This window comes from Kitasatospora sp. NPDC059812, from assembly GCF_042732075.1.
Taxonomy (GTDB): domain Bacteria; phylum Actinomycetota; class Actinomycetes; order Streptomycetales; family Streptomycetaceae; genus Kitasatospora.
Genome location: NZ_JBHWIO010000032.1, coordinates 17,911 through 36,561, shown reverse-complemented (window position 1 = coordinate 36,561; position 18,651 = coordinate 17,911). Strand labels below are relative to the sequence as shown.

19 protein-coding genes are annotated in these 18,651 nt (G+C 73.4%); 11 read left to right on the top strand and 8 right to left on the bottom strand.

Annotation, left to right across the window (positions count from 1 at the left end; genetic code table 11):
- Nucleotides 1–186 precede the first annotated feature (186 nt).
- From ACFV6D_RS18205 to ACFV6D_RS18190, 4 genes are all read left to right on the top strand, one after another.
- On the top strand, nucleotides 187–864 hold the full coding sequence (locus ACFV6D_RS18205; RefSeq protein ID WP_380560481.1) for a TetR/AcrR family transcriptional regulator: 678 nt from the start codon (nucleotides 187–189) through the stop codon (nucleotides 862–864).
- Entirely contained in the window at nucleotides 848–2,482 is a 1,635-nt protein-coding gene (locus ACFV6D_RS18200; RefSeq protein WP_380560480.1) for an acyl-CoA dehydrogenase family protein, read from the top strand. Before ACFV6D_RS18205 ends, ACFV6D_RS18200 begins: the two co-directional genes overlap by 17 nt.
- Complete coding sequence (locus ACFV6D_RS18195) at nucleotides 2,479–3,363, top strand: amidohydrolase family protein (RefSeq protein ID WP_380560479.1); 885 nt, start codon at nucleotides 2,479–2,481, stop codon at nucleotides 3,361–3,363. The genes ACFV6D_RS18200 and ACFV6D_RS18195 overlap by 4 nt, the downstream gene beginning before the upstream one ends.
- Before the next feature lie 155 nt (nucleotides 3,364–3,518).
- Nucleotides 3,519–3,962, top strand: coding sequence for a hypothetical protein (locus tag ACFV6D_RS18190; RefSeq protein ID WP_380560478.1), 444 nt, complete (start codon nucleotides 3,519–3,521; stop codon nucleotides 3,960–3,962).
- A 7-nt stretch (nucleotides 3,963–3,969) separates the two neighbouring features.
- Here ACFV6D_RS18190 and ACFV6D_RS18185 read toward each other — a convergent pair whose 3' ends face one another.
- The 3 genes from ACFV6D_RS18185 to ACFV6D_RS18175 form a co-directional block, all read right to left on the bottom strand.
- Entirely contained in the window at nucleotides 3,970–4,806 is an 837-nt protein-coding gene (locus ACFV6D_RS18185) for a helix-turn-helix domain-containing protein (RefSeq protein WP_380560477.1), read from the bottom strand.
- Between the two features lie 152 nt (nucleotides 4,807–4,958).
- Nucleotides 4,959–5,441, bottom strand: a complete 483-nt coding sequence (locus ACFV6D_RS18180; RefSeq protein WP_063347418.1) for a DUF2269 family protein — start codon at nucleotides 5,439–5,441, stop codon at nucleotides 4,959–4,961.
- A 154-nt stretch (nucleotides 5,442–5,595) separates the two neighbouring features.
- Nucleotides 5,596–6,303, bottom strand: coding sequence for a 4'-phosphopantetheinyl transferase superfamily protein (locus ACFV6D_RS18175; RefSeq protein ID WP_363372347.1), 708 nt, complete (start codon nucleotides 6,301–6,303; stop codon nucleotides 5,596–5,598).
- 284 nt (nucleotides 6,304–6,587) lie between these two features.
- On the opposite strand from ACFV6D_RS18175, the gene ACFV6D_RS18170 reads away from it, so the two are divergent.
- Nucleotides 6,588–8,033 carry a choice-of-anchor A family protein gene (locus tag ACFV6D_RS18170; RefSeq protein ID WP_380560476.1) on the top strand — a complete coding sequence of 482 codons (1,446 nt, stop codon included), beginning with the start codon at nucleotides 6,588–6,590 and terminating at the stop codon, nucleotides 8,031–8,033.
- Between the two features lie 116 nt (nucleotides 8,034–8,149).
- Here ACFV6D_RS18170 and ACFV6D_RS18165 read toward each other — a convergent pair whose 3' ends face one another.
- From ACFV6D_RS18165 to ACFV6D_RS18155, 3 genes are all read right to left on the bottom strand, one after another.
- A complete protein-coding gene (locus ACFV6D_RS18165; RefSeq protein WP_380560475.1) occupies nucleotides 8,150–8,419 on the bottom strand; it encodes a hypothetical protein in 270 nt (89 codons plus the stop codon).
- Nucleotides 8,420–8,579: 160 nt separating this feature from the next.
- Entirely contained in the window at nucleotides 8,580–9,806 is a 1,227-nt protein-coding gene (gene kynU, locus ACFV6D_RS18160; RefSeq protein ID WP_380429879.1) for a kynureninase, read from the bottom strand.
- Between the two features lie 14 nt (nucleotides 9,807–9,820).
- Complete coding sequence (locus ACFV6D_RS18155) at nucleotides 9,821–10,651, bottom strand: tryptophan 2,3-dioxygenase (RefSeq protein WP_380560474.1); 831 nt, start codon at nucleotides 10,649–10,651, stop codon at nucleotides 9,821–9,823.
- 215 nt (nucleotides 10,652–10,866) lie between these two features.
- Between ACFV6D_RS18155 and ACFV6D_RS18150 the strand changes: the two genes are divergently transcribed.
- Both ACFV6D_RS18150 and ACFV6D_RS18145 read left to right on the top strand, forming a co-directional pair.
- Nucleotides 10,867–11,310, top strand: coding sequence for an Lrp/AsnC family transcriptional regulator (locus ACFV6D_RS18150; protein WP_063347413.1), 444 nt, complete (start codon nucleotides 10,867–10,869; stop codon nucleotides 11,308–11,310).
- Nucleotides 11,311–11,414: 104 nt separating this feature from the next.
- Nucleotides 11,415–11,960: an NADPH-dependent FMN reductase gene (locus ACFV6D_RS18145; RefSeq protein WP_380370457.1), complete on the top strand. Its 546-nt coding sequence runs from the start codon at nucleotides 11,415–11,417 to the stop codon at nucleotides 11,958–11,960.
- A 46-nt stretch (nucleotides 11,961–12,006) separates the two neighbouring features.
- Here ACFV6D_RS18145 and ACFV6D_RS18140 read toward each other — a convergent pair whose 3' ends face one another.
- The gene (locus ACFV6D_RS18140) at nucleotides 12,007–12,639 is read right to left on the bottom strand and encodes a MarC family protein (RefSeq protein WP_063347411.1); all 633 of its coding nucleotides are present in this window, start codon (nucleotides 12,637–12,639) and stop codon (nucleotides 12,007–12,009) included.
- A gap of 200 nt (nucleotides 12,640–12,839) precedes the next feature.
- Here ACFV6D_RS18140 and ACFV6D_RS18135 point away from each other — a divergent pair, with 200 nt between their 5' ends.
- The 3 genes from ACFV6D_RS18135 (at nucleotide 12,840) to ACFV6D_RS18125 (ending at nucleotide 16,362) form a co-directional block, all read left to right on the top strand.
- Entirely contained in the window at nucleotides 12,840–13,400 is a 561-nt protein-coding gene (locus tag ACFV6D_RS18135) for a DoxX family protein (RefSeq protein WP_063347410.1), read from the top strand.
- 163 nt (nucleotides 13,401–13,563) lie between these two features.
- On the top strand, nucleotides 13,564–14,199 hold the full coding sequence (locus ACFV6D_RS18130) for a hypothetical protein (protein WP_159398413.1): 636 nt from the start codon (nucleotides 13,564–13,566) through the stop codon (nucleotides 14,197–14,199).
- A gap of 333 nt (nucleotides 14,200–14,532) precedes the next feature.
- Entirely contained in the window at nucleotides 14,533–16,362 is a 1,830-nt protein-coding gene (locus ACFV6D_RS18125; protein ID WP_079135560.1) for a glycosyl hydrolase family 18 protein, read from the top strand.
- 158 nt (nucleotides 16,363–16,520) lie between these two features.
- Here ACFV6D_RS18125 and ACFV6D_RS18120 read toward each other — a convergent pair whose 3' ends face one another.
- Nucleotides 16,521–17,081, bottom strand: a complete 561-nt coding sequence (locus ACFV6D_RS18120; protein ID WP_063347409.1) for a MarR family winged helix-turn-helix transcriptional regulator — start codon at nucleotides 17,079–17,081, stop codon at nucleotides 16,521–16,523.
- A gap of 159 nt (nucleotides 17,082–17,240) precedes the next feature.
- Here ACFV6D_RS18120 and ACFV6D_RS18115 point away from each other — a divergent pair, with 159 nt between their 5' ends.
- Nucleotides 17,241–18,533 (top strand): MFS transporter, encoded by a 1,293-nt coding sequence (locus ACFV6D_RS18115; protein WP_380337461.1) that lies wholly within the window; start codon nucleotides 17,241–17,243, stop codon nucleotides 18,531–18,533.
- Nucleotides 18,534–18,651: the final 118 nt, after the last annotated feature.

Below are 18,651 nucleotides of genomic sequence, written 5' to 3'. Positions count from 1 at the left end.
TGCTCGCCCCCCCCCCCCGAGCTCCCCCCCCCCCGGGGGGGGCGGGGGTGGTTGTTTTTGTGGTCGTGGGGGGGGGGGGCGCCCGCGGGGGGGGGGGCCCCCCCTCCTCGCGCATCTGGCGGGGCCGGCCCGCTCGGGACGGGCCGGGCCCTATCTGAAGTACTGAATCAGTGCTTCAATGCTTTTATGGCCTACCGACGCACGCCCGCCGTCCAAGCCCGGCTGGACGCCCAGCGCGAGGCCGTGCTGCAGGCAGCCGTCCTGCTGCTCGCCGAGCGCGGCTACGGCGGCTGCACGATGGCCGCCGTGGCGGACCGTGCCGGGATCGCCACCGGAAGCCTCTACCAGCACTTCGCCAGCAAGGCCGAGCTGTCCGTGCAGTTGTTCCGCCGGGTGGTCACCCGCGAGATGGCCGCCGTCGACGCGGCCGTCGCCCTCCGGGAGGGCCCGCGGCAGCGGATCGCCGCGGTCGTCGAGACCTTCGCCGCCCGCGCTCTGCGCGCGCCCCGGCTGGCGTACGCGCTGCTGGTCGAGCCGGCCGACGCGGTCGTGGACAGCGAGCGCCTGGTGTTCCGTCGGGCGTTCCGGGACGTGATCGCCACCGAGATCGCCGCCGCCGTGGCGAGCGGCGAACTCCCCGAGCAGGACCCGGTGCTGACCGCCGCCGCGCTGGTCGGCGCGGTCGGCGAGGCGCTGGCCGGCCCGCTCGCGGCCGCGCCTGCGCCTGTGCCTGTGCCTGCGGCAACGGCCGCGCCCGCACGGACGGCCGCGCCCACGAAGCCGGCGGGCACCACCGACGTGGTCCCCGCCCTGGTCTCCTTCACCCTGCGTGCCCTGGGAGGACGCGATGACAGCGACGCATGAGGTCACCAACCAGGTGCCCCTGCCGTACGGACACGACACCGCCGCCGATCCGACCCTGCTCGCCGCCCTGCACCGGGCCGGCGCCGGCTGGGCCGAGTCCGAACTGCACGAGCTCGGCCGCCTGGCCGGCTCCGAGCAGGCCGCCGAGTGGGGCCGGCTGGCCAACGAGAACCCGCCCGTCCTGCGCACCCACGACCGCTTCGGCCACCGCGTCGACGAGGTCGAGTTCCATCCGGCCTGGCACGAGCTGATGCGTACCGCCGTCTCCCACGGCCTGCACGCCGCGCCCTGGCGGGACGAGCGGCCCGGCGCCCACTCCGCCCGGGCCGCCAAGTTCTTCGTCTGGGGGCAGGTCGAGGCCGGCCACACCTGCCCGATCTCGATGACCTACGCCGCCGTCCCGGCCCTGCGCGCGAACCCCTCCCTGGCGGGCGAGTTGGAGCCGCTGCTGGCCGCCACCACGTACGACTTCGGGCTGCGCGAGCCGCGCACCAAGCGCGGGCTGATCGCCGGCATGTCGATGACCGAGAAGCAGGGCGGCTCGGACGTCCGCACCAACACCACCACCGCGATCCCGCACCCGGACGGCACCTACCGGCTGACCGGCCACAAGTGGTTCACCTCGGCGCCGATGTCCGACCTCTTCCTGACGCTCGCCCAGGCGCCGGGCGGGCTCAGCTGCTTCATGCTGCCGCGCGTCCTCCCGGACGGCACCCGCAACCGCCTCCAGCTGATGCGGCTCAAGGACAAGCTCGGCAACAAGTCCAACGCCTCCGCCGAGCTGGAGTACGACGGCGCGGTCGGCTGGCTGGTCGGCGAGGAGGGGCGGGGGGTGGCGACCATCATCGAGATGGTCAACATGACCCGCCTGGACTGCACCGTCGGCGCCGCCTCCGGCATGCGCTACGGCGCGATCCGGGCCGTCCACCACGCCCTGCACCGGCGGGCGTTCGGCCGGCCGCTGGTGGACCAGCCGCTGATGCGCAACGTGCTCGCCGACCTGGTGGTGGAGTCCGAGGCGGCCACCGCCGTCGCGATGCGGCTCGCCCAGAGCACCGACCTGGCCCTGGCCGGGGACGAACCCGAGGCGCTGGTACGGCGGTTGGGCCTGGCGGTGGCCAAGTACTGGGTCTGCAAACGCGGCCCGGCGCACGCCGCCGAGGCGCTGGAGTGCCTGGGCGGCAACGGCTACGTCGAGGAGTCCGGGATGCCCCGGCTCTACCGGGAGGCGCCGCTGGTGTCGATCTGGGAGGGCTCCGGCAACGTCGCCGCCCTGGACGCGCTGCGCGCCATGGCCAAGCGCCCGGAGACGGTCGAGGCCTTCCTCGGCGAGCTCGACGCCGCCGCCGGGGCGGACCGCCGGCTGGACGCGGCCGTCGCCGACCTGCGCAAGCAGCTCACCGACCAGGCCGACCTGGAGTACCGGACGCGCCGACTGGTCGAGTCGATGGCGCTGGCCTTCCAGGGCGCGCTGCTGGTCCGCCACGGCAGCCCGGCGGTGGCGGACGCGTTCTGCGCCACCCGCCTCGCCGGGGACCGCGGCTCCGCCTTCGGCACCCTGCCGTCCGGCGTCGACACCGCCGGGATCATCGACCGGGCCCGCCCGGTGCCGGCGTGAGCGAATCCCAGGAGGTCCGCGCGTTCTGGCAGGCCCTGGGCCTGCCCGGCCTCATCGACGTGCACACCCACTTCATGCCGAAGAAGGTCCTCGACAAGGTGTGGGCGTACTTCGACGCGGCCGGCCCGCTGGTGAACCGGCCCTGGCCGATCACCTACCGCGAGGCCGAGGAGCAGCGCGTCCAGCGGCTGCGGGACTTCGGCGTCCGGGCGTTCACCTCGATGCTCTACCCGCACAGGCCCGGCATGGCCGGCTGGCTGAACGCCTGGTCGGCCGACTTCGCCGCCCGCACCCCGGAGTGCCTGCACACCGCGACGTTCTTCCCCGAGCCCGAGGCGCCCGGCTACGTGGCCCGCGCGATCGAGGACGGCGCCCGGGTGTTCAAGGCGCACGTGCAGGTCGGCGGCTACGACCCGGCGGACCGGCAGCTGGACGAGGTGTGGGGGCTGCTCGCCGAGACCGGCACGCCGGTGGTCACCCACTGCGGGTCCGGACCGGTGCCGGGCAACTTCACCGGTCCCGGTCCGATCGGCGAGGTGCTGAAGCGCCACCCCGGACTGGTCCTGGTGGTCGCCCACCTCGGCATGCCCGAGTACCGCGACTTCCTCGACCTGGCCGAGCGCCACCCGGCCGTCCGGCTGGACACCACGATCGCCTTCACGGACTTCGCCGAGGCCGACGTCCCGTTCCCGCGCGCCGAACTGCCGCGCCTGCGCGGCCTCCAGGACCGCGTCCTGCTCGGCAGCGACTTCCCCAACATCCCGTACCGGTACGTGCACCAGCTGGAGGCACTGGCCGGGCTGGGCCTGGGGGAGGAGTGGCTGCGGGCCGTCTGCCACGACAACGCCGCCGCGCTCTTCGGGCTCGCCCCGGCGGGCTGAGGCGGCCGGTCGCCGGGGGCGCGGTCCTGAGCGCCCCCGGCCCCGGGCCCTTACCTGCGGGGTAATCGACGCCCGGCGGCCGGGCGGGCAGGGTGGGGGGACCCGGCCGGCGTCACCGCCGCCGGGCCCCATCCCCGTCAGGAGGCTGATCCGCCATGTCCGCGAACGCCCTCACGCCCGCCCGCCCCGGCTCCGCCTCCCCCCTGGGGACGGTGCGCGGCGTGCTCGCCCTGGACGCCCTGGTCACCGGCGGCAACGGCCTCGTCTACCTGGCCTTCGCCGGCCCGGTCGGCGAACTGCTCGGGGTCGGCCGCAGCGTCCTGCTCGCCCTCGGACTCTTCCTCACCGGCTACGCCCTCGGGGTCGGCGCCCTGGCCGCCCGCCGGCGGCCGCCGCGGCTCGCGGTGCAGGCGGTGATCGACCTCAACGCCGTCTGGGTGGTGCTCAGTCTGGTGGCGATGGCGGCCTGGTTGGAGCCGACCACGGCCGGTGCCGTCTGGATCCCGGTGCAGGCGGCGGTGGTGGCCCTGTTCGCCGTCCTCCAGTTCACCGCGCTGCGCCGCCGCGACGGGGGCGGCACCGGGGGGCGTCGTACCTGAACCGGGGTCAGCGCTCCGGGCCGACCGCGTCCTGGAGGAACCGCACCGTCTCCGCGTCGGCCGGCAGGAGGGTCTCCATGGCCAGCTCGGAGACCGTCACGTCCAGCGGCGTGTTGAAGGTCGTGATGGTGGACAGGAAGGACAGCACCCGCCCCTCGTGCCGGATCCGCATCGGCAGCGCGAACGGGAACAGCCCGGCGCCGTCCGCCTGCTCCCCGCCCGGGCCCGGGTCGTCCGCCGCCGTCGGGTAGCCGGCGACCTCCTCGTACAGCCGCCGCAGCGCCTCGCCGCACAGCAGCTCGATCCGGTGCTCCACCCGCTCCAGCAGGTGCCGCCGCCACTGCGGCAGGTTCACGATGCGCGGCGCCAGCCCCTCGGGGTGCAGGGCGATCCGCATCGCGTTGAGCGGCGGTTCCAGCAGGTGCGGGGCGACGCCGTCGAGGAGCAGCCCGAGCGAGCGGTTGGCCGCCAGCACCCGGAAGGTCCCGTCGACGACCAGCGCCGGGTACGGGTCGTGGGCGGCGAGCAGCCGCTCCAGGCCGCCGCGCAGCGCGTCCATCGACGGGTCGTCCAGCGGCGTCTCGGGGAAGTGCGGGGCGTAGCCGGCCGCGAGCAGCAGGGTGTTGCGCTCGCGGACCGGGACGTCCAGGTGTTCGGCGAGCCGCAGCACCAGCTCCCGGCTCGGGCGGGACCGGCCGTTCTCGACGAAGCTGAGGTGCCGGGTCGAGGAGTCCGCCCGCAGGGCCAGTTGCAGCTGGCTGAGCTGGCGCCGTTCGCGCCAGCCGCGCAGCAGCGGTCCGACTCCGGTACCCGTCGGGCTGCCCATGCCCGCCATGATCGTCATGGCCAGGACGGTACTGGACCGGGCCCGCCCCGGGGGAGAGGGCCTTCCGGCCCGGTCGGCGCGGCTTCGGTCGGCGAGGCTCTGGTCGGTGCGGCTGGTCGGTGGGGTTGGGCGGTGGAGCTTTTCGTTCGGTACGGCTTCGGGGGTCCGGCTCAGACGCCGGTGCTCGACCCCGGCCGGATGACCATCAGCACCACGACCACCGCCCACAGCAGGTTGAACACCCCGGCCGTCATCGGCAGCAGCCGCAGGCCCTGGACGGCCTTGGCGTGCTGCTCCGGCGCGGTGTCGGCGCCGAGCGCGTCCACCGCGGCCTGCTGCCCGGGCAGGACGAAGAGCAGCAGCGAGAGCGCGGCGATCGCGGTGAGCACCATCGAGACGATGATCCAGGACTGCCCGAGCACGTCCATCACCTGGGCCAGGCCGATGCCCATCACCGGCACCGCGACCCCCAGCAGGGCGTAGACCTGGGTGATCCGGTGCAGGATCCGCAGCACGCCCGCGTCCGAGGCCTGGTCCGGCCCGCCGGCCAGCGCGGCCTTGGCCCGGCGCGGGAACATGCTGACGGCCACCGCGACCGGGCCTATGAACAGGACCGACGCGAGGACGTGCAGGCTCAGCAGGAACTTGGCCATGGCGGGGACACCCTTAAATCCGGCGGTGGGCAGCTGGTGCGACGGGCGTCCGGTGGCGGCGCGCCCGCGATCAGGCACGCTAACACCGCTTATCCGGGGGCCCGCCGCGCGGGTGGGCGTGCTCGTTCCGCAGGACTGCAGTGCTCCGCCCTGTTCAGCCCGCCGTCGTCAGCCGGACGATCCTCGGCGCGGCGGTGCTGACCGCCGCGACGGCGGCGCCGTGCTCCGGGTCGGCCCAGTCGAGCAGGTGCAGGTCCTGGTGGCGGCTGCGCAGCGGGGCGCCGGGCGGGACGTCCAGGGGCAGGTCGGACAGGTCGACGGAGGCCAGGGTGTCCAGGGTGGCCCGCCCGATCTTGATCAGCGACTCCTTGCGCACCCACAGCCGCAGGAACGCCTGGTCCGGCTCCGGTGCCGCCTCGACCAGGCGCAGTTCGGCGGGGGAGAGCACCCGACGGGCGACCGCGCCCAGCGATCCGCCGCGCGCGGCCAGCTCGACGTCCACCCCGACCGGCTGGTGGCCGGCTCCGGCCGCGACCACGCCCCGGGTGTGCGACAGGCTCACGTGCACCTCGGGGTGGTCCGGCAGGTACGGCTTGCCGTGGTCGGCCAGGCCGCAGTCCGGGCACTGCTGGGCGAGCGTGAGCGAGGCCGCCGGGACGTCGAGCAGCCGGGCGGCGCAGAGCCGGACCAGCACGTGGCCGGCGGTGAAGTCGATCCGCCCGGACTCGTGCCGGAAGCGCGCGGCGCGTTCGCGTTCGAGGGGGGTGAGCAGGTGCTCGCCCGCTTCGGGGTGCCGCAGTACGGCGTCGGCGGACGCGACGGCGACGAGCGGCGTGCTCTGGTCCTGGGCCTCGGAGGTCATTGCTCCAACCTAACGGGCGCGGACGTCGGGCGGGGGCGGCGCGGAGGTCGCCCGGGCAGGGCCGGTGGGAGGCGACTGCTGCGCCGCGCGGTGGATTTTCGGATCGGATCTGAGGATCTGTAGGGTAGGAATCGCCCGATTTGAGGTTTGATGTCCCGGATCTGCGGGATCGCCAGCAGATAGTACGAACGGGGCAGGTTATGAGCGCCTGCTCTTTTTCCTATGCGCGGAGGAATGTGTCGATGGGTCAGGGCACCGGTACGCCGGATCACAGAACGACCGCCGTGAGAAGAGAACCCGCCACCCGCAGGCGTCGGACCGTCCGGGTCGCCGTGGCGATCGTCGTCGCGGCGCTGCCGCTGGCGGCCGTGCTGACGGTCGGTTCGGCTGCTCCGCTCGCCCCGCCGCTGGGCGCCTGCACGGGCCCCGACTGCCCTGCCACCTGGCCGCCGCCGAACAACGGCGACTTCCCCGGCCGGGACGCCAGCATCAACGTCTTCACCGGCGGCAACTACACCGTGACCGGTCGCGCCGCCGAGGCCGAGGGCAAGATCGTCACGCTGGGGAACCTGACCGTCGAGAAGAACGGCGGCGGTATCTACAACATGGGCGTCGTCGGCGTCGGCTCGCGCGTCGTGCCGCCCAACGGCAGCGACTTCGTCACCACCGGCGGCAACGTCGACGTCGTGACCGGCAACTCGATCCTGATCGGCGGGAGCGACTCCCACGGCCCGGCCTTCGGCAACCTGCGCCACGCGGGCAGCGTCACCGGCACCGTCAGCATCGACCCCACCGGCCAGGCGATCCAGGACCCGAACGCCGCCGCCCCGTACCAGACGGTGCTCACCCAGATCGAGGAGATCTCCGACTGCGTCGGAAAGGCCACCGCGACCGGCACCGTCGACATCTCCTCCAGCCAGGCGACCTTCACCGGCGACGGGACCAGCCTGAAGCAGGTCTTCAACGTCACCCAGAACCTCGCCTCGCCGAGCGGCGGGCAGATCGGACTGGTCTTCAACAACATCCCGGCCGGGGCCACCGTCGTGGTGAACATGCTCGGGGACAGCCCGATCATCAACACCTACACGGGCACCGGCCTGGCCGGGGACCAGACCACCGACATGCGGTCGAAGCTGATGTACAACTTCCCGACCGCGACCTCGGCGCAGATCCTCGGCAGCGCCCAGTTCCAGGGCTCGGTCCTGGCCGGCAACCCGGGCGGCACCACGACCATCGCCCAGCCCGGGATGAACGGCCGGGTGTACCTCGCGGGCAACCTGATCCACACCGGCACCGGCGGCTACGAGATCCACAGCTACCCGTTCGACGGGGACCTGCCGGACTGCCAGGTGACGCCGAGCCCGTCGCCGTCCACCTCGCCGTCCTCTTCGCCGTCGTCGTCCCCGTCCTCTTCGCCGTCCTCGTCGCCCTCTTCCTCCCCGTCTTCCTCGCCGTCCTCTTCGCCGTCGTCGTCCCCGTCCTCCTCGCCCTCTTCCTCGCCGTCGTCTCCGTCCTTGTCGCCCTCGGCCAGTCCGTCCAGCTCGGGCCCGGCCCCGACCAGCCACCACCCGTCCGAGCACCCGACCAGCCACCACCCCGGTGGCGGCGGTGAGCTGCCCTCCACCGGTGCGGGCAACGCCCCGGTGGTCTTCGGCCTGGCCGGCGTCGGCCTGCTCGGCCTCGGCGGTCTCGCCGTCCTGGCCGCCCGCCGTCGCGGTCGCCACAGCTAGGTCCGGCTTGGGGCAACGAGCGCCCGAGCAACAGCAACAACGGCCCAGGCCGCCCGCGTCGACCCCGACCGGGCGGCCTGGGCCGTGTCGGCGGCCCGCCGCAGGCCGACGGCGGCTCAGCGGGAGCGGAAGAAGCGGTCCACCGTGCGGCGGCCGGCGGCGACGGCGTGCACCGGTTCGCCGACCATCCGGCCGGCCTCGGCTTCGGCGCGGATGGCGTCGGCGCGTTCGGTGCGGCCCTCGGTCGCGTCCCACCGCTCGGCCTGGGCCCGCTCGACGCGGGGGAGGAGGCGGTGGCCCAGCGTCCACGTGATCAGGAAGAGCAGGGTCAACCCCAGGGCCAGCATGAAGGGTTCGGGCTCAAGCGGTCCGAGTTCGATGTTCATGCAAACCTCCCTTTGTGGCTGACGGTGAGTCAACTGAGAGGCTTCCCAAGGGTGATGGGGGTCGAACTTTACCTGGACATGACCTGCGTCACTGTTCCGTGACGGACTGTCCGCCGATGCCGGGCCGGACCGCGCCGGACCCCGACCGCGCCGCCGGGCCTCAGGTCACCTCGCCCCGGCGGGAGAACCGCTCCTCCCGCCACTCCCCGCCGGCCAGCACCTCGGCCAGCTCCCGGGCCGCGTCCCAGACGTCGGTGTACGAGAGGTACAGCGGGGTGAAGCCGAACCGCATGAGGTCGGGCGCACGGAAGTCCCCGATCACGCCGCGCGCGATCAGCGCCTGCACCACCGGGTAGCCGTCGGCGTGCCGCAGCGCGACCTGGCTGCCCCGCCGGGCGTGCTCGCGCGGGGTCACCACCTCGATCCCGTCCAGACCCTCGACCAGTCCGATGAACAGGTCGGTCAGGGCCAGGCTCTTCGCCCGGACGGCGGCCGGGTCGGCGCGCTCCCAGACGTCCAGGCTCGCGCCCAGTGCGGCCTGCCCGAGCAGTGACGGCGAACTGGTCAGGAAGCGCCCGATGCCCGGCTTGGGGTCGTACCCGGGCTCGAAGGCGAACGGGCGGGCGTGCCCGAACCAGCCGCTCAGCGGCTGCCGCGGGCCGGCCGCCAGGTGCCGCTCCGCGGCGTACAGGAAGGCCGGCGAACCGGGGCCGCCGTTCAGGTACTTGTAGGTGCAGCCGACCGCGAAGTCCGCGCCCGCAGCGCCGAGTTCGACCGGCAGCGCGCCCACCGAGTGGCAGACGTCCCAGATCATCAGCGCGCCCGCGGCCTGCACCCGGGTGGTGATCCCGGGCAGGTCCAGCAGCTCGCCGGTGCGGTAGTCCACGTGCGAGAGGACGACCGCGGCGACGTCGCCGTCCAGGTGCCGGTCCAGCTCCTCCGGCCGGACCAGCACGCTGCGCGCACCCTCGACCAGGCCGGTGGCGCCCTCGGCGATGTACAGGTCGGTCGGGAACGCCTCGCCGTCGCCCAGCACCGTGCGCCGCCCGGGGCGCAGCCGCAGCGCGGCGACGAGCACCTTGAACAGGTTCACCGAGGTGGTGTCGCAGACCACCACCTCCTCCGGGCCGGCCCCGACCAGCGGGGCGATCCGCCGCCCCAGCCGGTAGGGCTGCTCGAACCAGCCGGCGTCGTTCCAGCTGCGGATCAGCTCCCGGCCCCACTCCTCCTCGACCACCTGCCGCACCCGCTCCGCGGTGCGTACCGGCAGCGCGCCGAGCGAGTTCCCGTCCAGGTAGACCACCCCGTCCGGCAGGGCGAACTCCTTGCGGAACGCCGCCAGCGGGTCGACGGCGTCCAGCGCCGCGCACTCCTCGCGTGTGACCATGCCCATCCCCTCGTTCACAGCTCGTCCCGGATCGTCCACAGCTCCGGGAAGACGTCCTGCTCGGCGGACCTGCGCAGCCAGCTCAACCCGCTGGAGCCGCCCGAGCCGGGCTTGCCGCCCATGGTTCGCTTGACCGCGGACAGGTGGCGCTGGCGCCAGCGGGTGACCCGCTCGGCGACGTCCAGCAGCGCTTCGGCGAGCGGCTGCAGGTCGGCGTGCTCCGGGTCGGTGTAGACCAGGCGCCAGGCCGCGGCGACCTCGTCGCTGGCGCGGTAGCGCTGCTCGGAGGGCTCCGGGTGCAGCGGCAGGCCGCGCCGGGCCAGCAGGGCCAGCGCGTCGTCGTACAGGCCGGGGGAGCGCAGGGCCTCGGTCAGCTCGGCCTGCGTCCGCGGCATCCCGTCGTACATCGCGAGCAGTGCGGCGTTCTTGTTGCCGAGCAGGAACTCCAGGTGCAGGAAGGCCGCGGACTGGAAGCCGGAGGCCTGGCCGAACTCCGCGCGGAAGCCGTTGAACTCCTGCGGCGTCATGGTGGCCAGCAGGTCCCAGGACTCCACCAGCACGTCCTGCGCGTGGGTGCCGCGCCGCAGCGCGGCCAGCGCGGCGGGCAGGTCGTCCTCGCGCAGCGCGCGCTGGGCGAGCGTCCACTCGTGCCGCAGCAGGTCGAACAGCAGCTCCATCACCTGCGTGGTGACGATGAACGACAGCTCGGCCGGCACCTTGCTGCGCGGGTGCTGCAGGCTGTGCAGCTCGTCCAGGCACACGTAGCGGGCGTACGGGGTGCCCCGATCCGGCTCCCCGCGCCGACCGAACGACAGGCTGGGCGTCTCCACCGTGTCGTGCCCCATCCCGATTCCTCCTGATCCACCCGGGCCCGTCGCCCGGACCGGCGACCAGACGGACGGCCTGGTTCCACCGGGGTGCCCATTGTGCGGCGGTGCGACCCCCCGGTTGAATGGTCGACGGACACCGCAACTGCGATCCGGGCTGTCGTTCGCGAGGCGTTCGGCCGATTCGCTTTACGATCGCGAAACCACCCATTCCAGTCACTCCGGGAGCCGCCATGGACGCCGTCGACCGCCGCCTGCTGGCCGAGTTGCAGACCGACGCCAGGCTCTCCTACAACGAACTCTCCCGCCGGGTGAGCCTGTCCGCACCCGCGGTGGCCGAACGGGTCCGCCGACTGGAGTCCGACGGCGTGATCACCGGGTACCACGCCCATGTGGACCTCAGCCGGGCCGGACTGCCGATCACCGCGCTGGTCCAGATCCAGTGCTACGGCCCGCGCTGCGTGCTGCGCGACCCCCAGGTGGCCGCCTGGCCGGAGGTGCTCCAGCTGCACCGGGTCACCGGCGGGGCCTGCTGCGCGCTGCTGGTCGCGGTGCCCACGATGGCCGATTTCGAGGCCCTGTGCGACCGGCTCGGCGGCTACGGCCAGCCGTCCAGCTCGATGATCCTCTCCAGCCCGGTGCCCTGGCGGCCGGTGGTCGCGCCCGCCGGGGCGTAGCGCCGTGAAGCCGTAGTGCCGTCGCCCCGGCGCGGCGCGGCATGGCGCCATGGCGCCGTCACGGCCGCCGAGCGGCCCGGGGCCGGAACGGTAGGTTCCTCGGCATGCCGAACGAGCGTCACATCCTGCTGCTGCCCGGGAGCCTGCGGGCCGGTTCCACCAACGAGACCGTGCTGCGCACCGCCGCCGCCGTGGCCGCCGCCACCCCGGGCCTGCGGGCCACCTACTACGCGGGGCTGGCCGGCCTGCCGCACTTCAACCCGGACCACGACACCGACCCGCTGCCCGGGCCGGTGGCCGCCCTGCGCGCCGCCGTCGAGGCCGCCGACGCGCTGCTGGTCTGCACCCCCGAGTACGCCGGGACGCTGCCCGGCTCCTTCAAGAACCTGCTGGACTGGACGGTCGGCGGGACGGAGATCGCGGACAAGCCCGCCGGCTGGATCAATGCGGCCGGCCCGGGCCGGGGTCAGGGCGCGGAGGCCACCCTGCGCACCGTCCTCGGCTACACCGGCGCGGCCGTGGTGGACGGGGCCTGCGTCCGCATCCCGCTGGACCGCGGGGCGGTCGGCCCGGACGGGCTGGTCGCCGATCCGCTGGTGCGGGAGCGGATCGGCGAGGTGCTGGCCCGGCTGGCGGCCGCCGCGGTCTGACGGGTGGCGGCCGGGCGGGCGGCGGTCTGACGGGCGGCGGCCTGGCTCAGTGCCCTTCGGGCATGTGCACCCCGAGCCCGGCCAGGCCGGTCAGGAACAGCTCCACGCCGACCGCCGCGAGCAGCAGCCCGAGCAGCCGGGAGAGTACCTCCAGCGAGGTGCGGTGGGTGCGCTGCATCAGCGGCGCGAGCAGGGCCACGCAGACGTAGTTGATCACCACGACCGCGAGGTAGGCCCCGCCGATGGTGGCCTTCCAGCCCCAGTCGTTGCGGGCGAGCGAGGCGACCAGCACGGCGGTGACCGCGAGCGGGCTGGCGATGTACGGCAGCAGCAGTTCGCGGATGCCGTCCACCATCGGGTTCGGCAGGTGGTCGCCGTCCTCGCTCTCGCCGCCGAGGTGGACGCCGAAGACCAGCGCGACCGCGTAGATGAAGAAGATCGCCCCACCGGCGAGCTGCAGCGACTGGTCGCTGATGTGGAAGAGCGTGGTGACCTCGTCCGCGGTGAAGCCGAGCACCAGGCCGATCACCGCCGAGATGACCGTGCTCCACGCCGCCAGCCGCCGCAGTTCCCGGGTGCTCCGGGTGGAGGCCAGCCGGGCGAAGGCCAGCAGGACCTTGGGCGGGCCGACCACGGCGAAGAAGGTGATGAAGGCGCTGCTCAGATTGAAGACGAACATGCGCCAAGCATGACCGCGGCGGCTGGTGCGGCCGCTCCGCCACGCCACGCCCCGCGGTCGGGCGTGGCGTGAATCTCGTCGGGGGGCGGTTCATTCCCGGTCGCCGGCGAATTCGCCCGGATGGCCGTCCCGGCTCGAACGGGTGCGCGCTCTCGGCTCCCATGGAAGTCGGATCACCTGCCCGGGAGCGAGGATGCGACATGTGTCTGAACCGTAAGGACCTGGGCCTGCTGGCCCTGCGCGGCGCGGTCGGCGGGGTGCTGATCGCGCACGGCACCCAGAAGCTGTTCGGCTGGTTCGGCGGCGGCGGCCTGGAGGGCACCGCCCAGGCGATGGAGCACATGGGCTTCCACCCCGGCCGGCAGAGCGCCATCGCGGCGGGCGCCGGTGAGGCGGGCGGCGGCGTGCTGCTGGTCGCCGGGCTGGCCACCGGGGCGGCCGGCGCGGTGGTGGCCGGGACGATGGCCGGCGCGGTGGCAGTGCACGCCCCCGGGGGCTTCTTCGCGACCTCCGGCGGCTACGAGTACCCGGCCTTCCTCGGCGCGGCCGGGTTGGCGCTCGGCCTGGCCGGTCCGGGGCGGTACTCGCTGGACCACCTGACCTGCCACGTCCTCGACCGGCCGTGGATGGGCCTGGCGGCCTTCGCGGGGTCCGTCGCCGGGGCGTACGGCGTGGTGGCGCGGCGCCGGCACGTGGTGCGGCTGCGCGAGGAGCGGGCCGCGATGGAGGCGGACGCGCAGGAGGGCTCGGGGCTGTCCTGACGCGCCGGCGGCCCCAGGTCCTGTCCGGGGGCGGCCCGCGCCGGCCTGCTAGCCCGGGTCACCCGGAGGCACCAGTCCTGCTGGCGGCCCCCGGGCGGCCCTCGGAGGGTGGGCGGGGAGGCGTGCCGGGCAGCCCGGCGCCGAGGCAGAAACGAGGGACCGCATGGACCGCCTGGACCGCATGGACCGCCAGCCGCTCACCCGGATCGGTTCGAGGCCGCGGGTCACCGCGCAGCACCTGGACGCGCCGCCGGTGCGCCGCCAACGCCGGGCGGTGGCCGGGGTGTTGGCCGCCACCATGGTCGCCGGGGTGGCGCTGGCGGGCTGCTCCTCCGGAAAGAGCGCGAGCAGCGTGGCCACCTCGGCCTCCGCCGCGATCGAGCGGGGCGCCTCGGCCGCCGCGTCCGCCGCCTCGGCGCTGGCCTCGGTGGCGGGCGGGGCGGGGGCGGTGATCGCCTCGGCGGAGGCACGGGCCTCGGCGGCGGTGTCGGCGGCCTCCTCGGCGGTCGCCGGGATCAAGGGCGGGCTGGACGCCAAGGGGGACGTGGCCGTCGGGGCGGTGAGCACCGGCTCGGACGGCAGGGCGCAGGTGGAGCTGACCGTCACCAACCACGGGCAGCAGTCGTACCGGTACGTGATCCAGGTCGACTTCACCGACGACTCCGGCTCGGTGCAGGACGCGACCGCGGTGACGGTCCAGGACGTGGCGGCCGGCCGGAGCGCCCAGGCCACCGCGCGCAGCAACCGGGACCTCTCGGGCAGCCTGAAGGCCGTGGTGGCGAACGCGCTGCGCTACTGACTCCCGCTACTGGCGCGCAGGTCAGCGCGGGTGTCCGGCGGGGGCCGAACCTTAAGCGCGGCTCAAGGCCCAACGGGACCCCTTGACGGGGGAGTTGGTCTAGTCCATTTTTATTGCCCAGGTGCAGGGAGCCCCTGAACCGGCGTCAACGGCCTCGTGCCGCGGGCGCCGGTTCGGCACATCCCGGTGTCCGTCCAGGCCCGATCCCGCTGATCCCGCTCGATTCCCCGCACGATTCCCCGCACTGAGCTGTCATGTCCCGGTCGCCCGACCCCACCTCGGGCGCATCCCCACGGGACGACGCAAACCCCCACAACCAGGAGTCACGCACCCATGCTGCGTTCACGCATTGAAAGGGCCGGGACCCCGGCTCCGACGGGCGGCCGTCGACGCCGCCCGAAGAGCCTGGCCGCCGTCGCGGCCGGCACCGCCGCCTCCGTGCTGCTCGGCGCGGGCCTCGCGCTGACCGGCGGCGCCGCGGCCAACGCCGCGACCACCAACACCACCGGCGCGGCCGCCACCAGCGGCGGCATCAAGGTCGCCTACTACGACCAGTGGTCGGTCTACGCCAACGCGTACTACCCGAAGACGATCCAGGACACCGGCGTGGCCGGGAAGCTCGACTACCTGATCTACGACTTCGGGAACATCCACCCGACCGACCTGGGCTGTTTCGAGGCGACCAAGGCCGCCGACACGAACGACAACAACCCCAACGCGGGTGACGGCGCGGCCGACGCGTTCGCCGACTACCAGAAGAGCTTCGGCGCGGACATCTCGGTCGACGGCGTCGGCGACGTCTGGAACCAGCCGATCGCGGGCAACTTCAACCAGCTGAAGAAGCTGAAGGCGAAGAACCCCAACCTCAAGATCCTGCTCTCGCTGGGTGGTTGGACCTACTCCAAGTACTTCTCGCCGGCGGCCGCCACGGACGCCTCGCGCAAGCACCTGGTCTCCTCCTGCCTCGACATGTTCATCAAGGGCAACCTCCCGAGCGACGCCGGCTACGGCGGCCCGGGCACCGGCGCCGGTGTCTTCGACGGCATCGACATCGACTGGGAGTACCCGGGCGGCGGCGGCCACACCGGCAACATCTCCAGCCCGGCCGACAAGCAGAACTTCACGGCGCTGCTGAAGGAGTTCCGCACCCAGCTGGACGCCCAGGGCAAGGCCGACAACAAGACCTACGCCCTGTCGGCGGCGGTCGGCGCCGGCCAGGACAAGATCATGAACGTCGAGACCGACAAGATCGGTCAGTACCTCACCTTCCTCGACGTCATGACCTACGACATGCACGGCGGCTGGGACGCCCAGGGGCCGACCAACCACCAGGCCGCGCTCTACGCGGGCCCGAACGACCCGTCGACCCCGGTCAAGCCGGGCCACGGCAAGTACTCGATCGACAACGCCATCAAGGCGTGGACGGTCGGCGACGCGGACTACGGGATCCCCGGCGGCTTCCCCGCGAACAAGATCAACATGGGTGTGCCGTTCTACTACCGCGGCTGGACCGGCGTCCAGAACAACGGCAAGAACGGCCTGTTCCAGCCCGCCGCCAGCCCGGCGACCGGCGCGGCGATGTCCGGCAACGTCCCCGGCATCCAGATGTACAAGGAGCTCGCGGGCTTCGTCGACAACCCGTCCAAGACCTTCTGGGACGACGACGCCAAGGCCACGTACTTCTACGACGGCAACACCTTCTGGAGCGGTGAGGACACCCGGTCGATCCAGGCCAAGCTCGACTACGCGCACTGCAACGGCCTCGGCGGTTCCTTCGCCTTCTCGCTGTACGACCTGGGCACCAAGACCGGCCTGTTCGACACGATGGTGAACGCCACCAACGGCTCCGCCGCCGGTTGCCCGGCCCCGCCGACCGGCACCCCGAGCAGCACGGCGACCCCGACCCAGACCCCGACCGGCACGCCCACGGGCACGCCGACCGGCACCCCCACGGGTACCCCGACCGGTACCCCCACCGGCACCCCGACCTCGCCGGCCGGCTGCCCGGCCGCCCCGAGCTGGGACGCCAACACCACCTACGCGGCCGGCGGCACCAAGGTCTCGTGGAAGGGCCACTACTACACCAACAAGTGGTGGACCAAGGGCGACGACCCGAGCCAGGGCGGCCAGTGGGGCGTCTGGACCGACAACGGCGCCTGCTGACCCTTCGGGCGGCATGAGCTGAGGGCCTGACGGACCTTCGCAGCACCTGAACCAAGCAGTCCGGCCCGCCGGGGGAGTACCCCCGGCGGGCCGGACTCGTTGCGTTTCGGGGGCGCGACCCGGGCGTGCGATCCGGGAGTGCAACCCGGGCGCGCGACTCAGGCCGGGTCGGCGGTGCGCCCGGGCGCGTCCGGCCGGCTCTCCTCGATCCGCCGCAGCATCCGCGCCAGCATCGCGGACAGCACGGCCCGCTCCTCGCCCGTGACGTCCTGGAGCAGCTCCTCCTCGAACACCGCCGCCATCCGCATCGACTCCAGCCACTTGTCGCGGCCGTTGTCGGTGAGCTCGATGATCACCCGGACCCGGTTGGTCTCGTCGCGCTCCCGGGTGACCAGGTCCTCGGCCACCATCCGGTCGATCCGGTGCGTCATCGCGGCCGGGGTGAGCCCGAGCCGCTTGGCCAGCTCGCCCGGTCCGAGCTGGTACGGGCTGCCGGAGACCACCAGCGCCTTGAGCACCTCCCACTCGGCGGCCGTGATTCCCAGCACAGTCAGCTGCCGGTCGTAGGCCACGCCCATCCGTCGGGCGACCCGGGACAGGGTCTGCACGATGGTCTCCACCTGGGGGTCCACGGTGGGGAATTCCCGCTGGTAGACGGCCACCTGCTCGGCGATGCCGAGCTCCCTGGCGGTGGCCGGCGCGGGCTTGTCCGTAGTCATGCGGACCAGTGTCGCACGGAGGCGTGAATCCCTTAAGCCTTTGACTCAACACTCTTCCGGTGCTAAGACTTTATCTCGTCAAACTTTAGCTCTGAAATCTTCTGGACCTTAAGAGTATCCAGTTGAATCCAGGAAGGGATGTGCACGGTGACCGGCACGGTGAAGCAGCAGAGGCAGCAGCGACGCGGGGCGGGCGGCCCGCTGCGCCGCGTCCAGATCGGCAACGCGCTCAGCGCGTTCGGCAGCGGCTTCACGATGCCGTACATGTTCGTGTACGTGGACCAGGTGCGCGGACTGGGTTCGCTGGCGGCCGGGATGGTGTTCACCGTCTTCGCGCTGGCGGCGCTCGCCGTCCTCCCGTTCACCGGTCGCGGCATCGACAGGTACGGGCCCCGCCCGGTCCTGCTGGCCGGCACGGCGCTCGCCGCCACCGGCGCGTTCGCCTTCGGCCACGCCACCGGCACCCCGGCCCTGCTGGTCTCCTCGTTCCTGTTCGGCGCGGGTGTCACCACCTGCCAGCCGGCGCTCGCCACGATGATCGTCCGCTGCTCGACGGCCGCGACCCGCTCGCACGCCTTCGCGCTCCAGTTCACCCTGGTCAACCTGGGCATGGGCATCGGCGCCCTGGTCGGCGGCCAGATCGTGAACGTCGCCGACCCGGCCAGCCTCACCCGGCTGTTCACCATCGAGGCGGCGACCTTCCTCGGCCTGGCCCTGGTCACCGGCACCGCCCGGATGCCGGCCAACCCGCTGATCCCCCTCCAGGAGAAGAGCGACGGCCCGACCGGCCTGCGCGCGCTGGTCGCCGACAAGGCGATGCTGCGGCTCTGCGCGCTCGCCGGGCTGATCTTCTTCACCTGCTACGGCCAGTTCGAGTCCGGCGTCGCGGCCTTCGCCACCGACACCGTCGGCACGCCGCCCTCCACCCTGGGCTTCGCGATCGGCGCCAACGCGCTGACCATCGTCGTCCTGCAGATGTTCATGGTGCGGATCACCGCGCGCCGCCGCCGCACCACCGCGATGGCCGCGGCCGGCGTGGTCTGGCTCGGCGCCTGGGCGATGGCCCTGGTGGCCGGCCTGATCCGGACCGAGACCATGGCCGCCACGGTCGCGATCGTCTCGATCTACGCCCTGTTCGGCGTCGGCGAGTCGCTGCTCGCGCCCACCATGGGCCCGATCGTCGCCGACCTCGCCCCGGCCCGGCTGCTCGGCACCTACAACTCCGGGTACGCCCTGGTGAAGCAGATCGCCATCGCGGTCGGCCCGGCCGTCGGCGTGCTGCTGGTCGGCTCCGGCACCTGGCCGCTCTACCTCGCGGCCATGGCGGGCTCCACGCTGCTGGTCGTCGTCCTGGCGCTGCGGCTGCGCCCGTACCTCACGCCGGAGCAGGACAACGCGGCCCCGGCCGTGGTCCGCACCACGGTCGTCCGGGAGCTGCAGACGGCGGCGTGACCGCCGACGGGGGGCTGCGGACGGCGGCGTGACCGCCGACGGGGAGTTGCGGACGGCGGCGTGACCGCCGATCGAACAGGCGTGCCGACGGGCGCCGACCGGGTCACCTGGTCGGCGC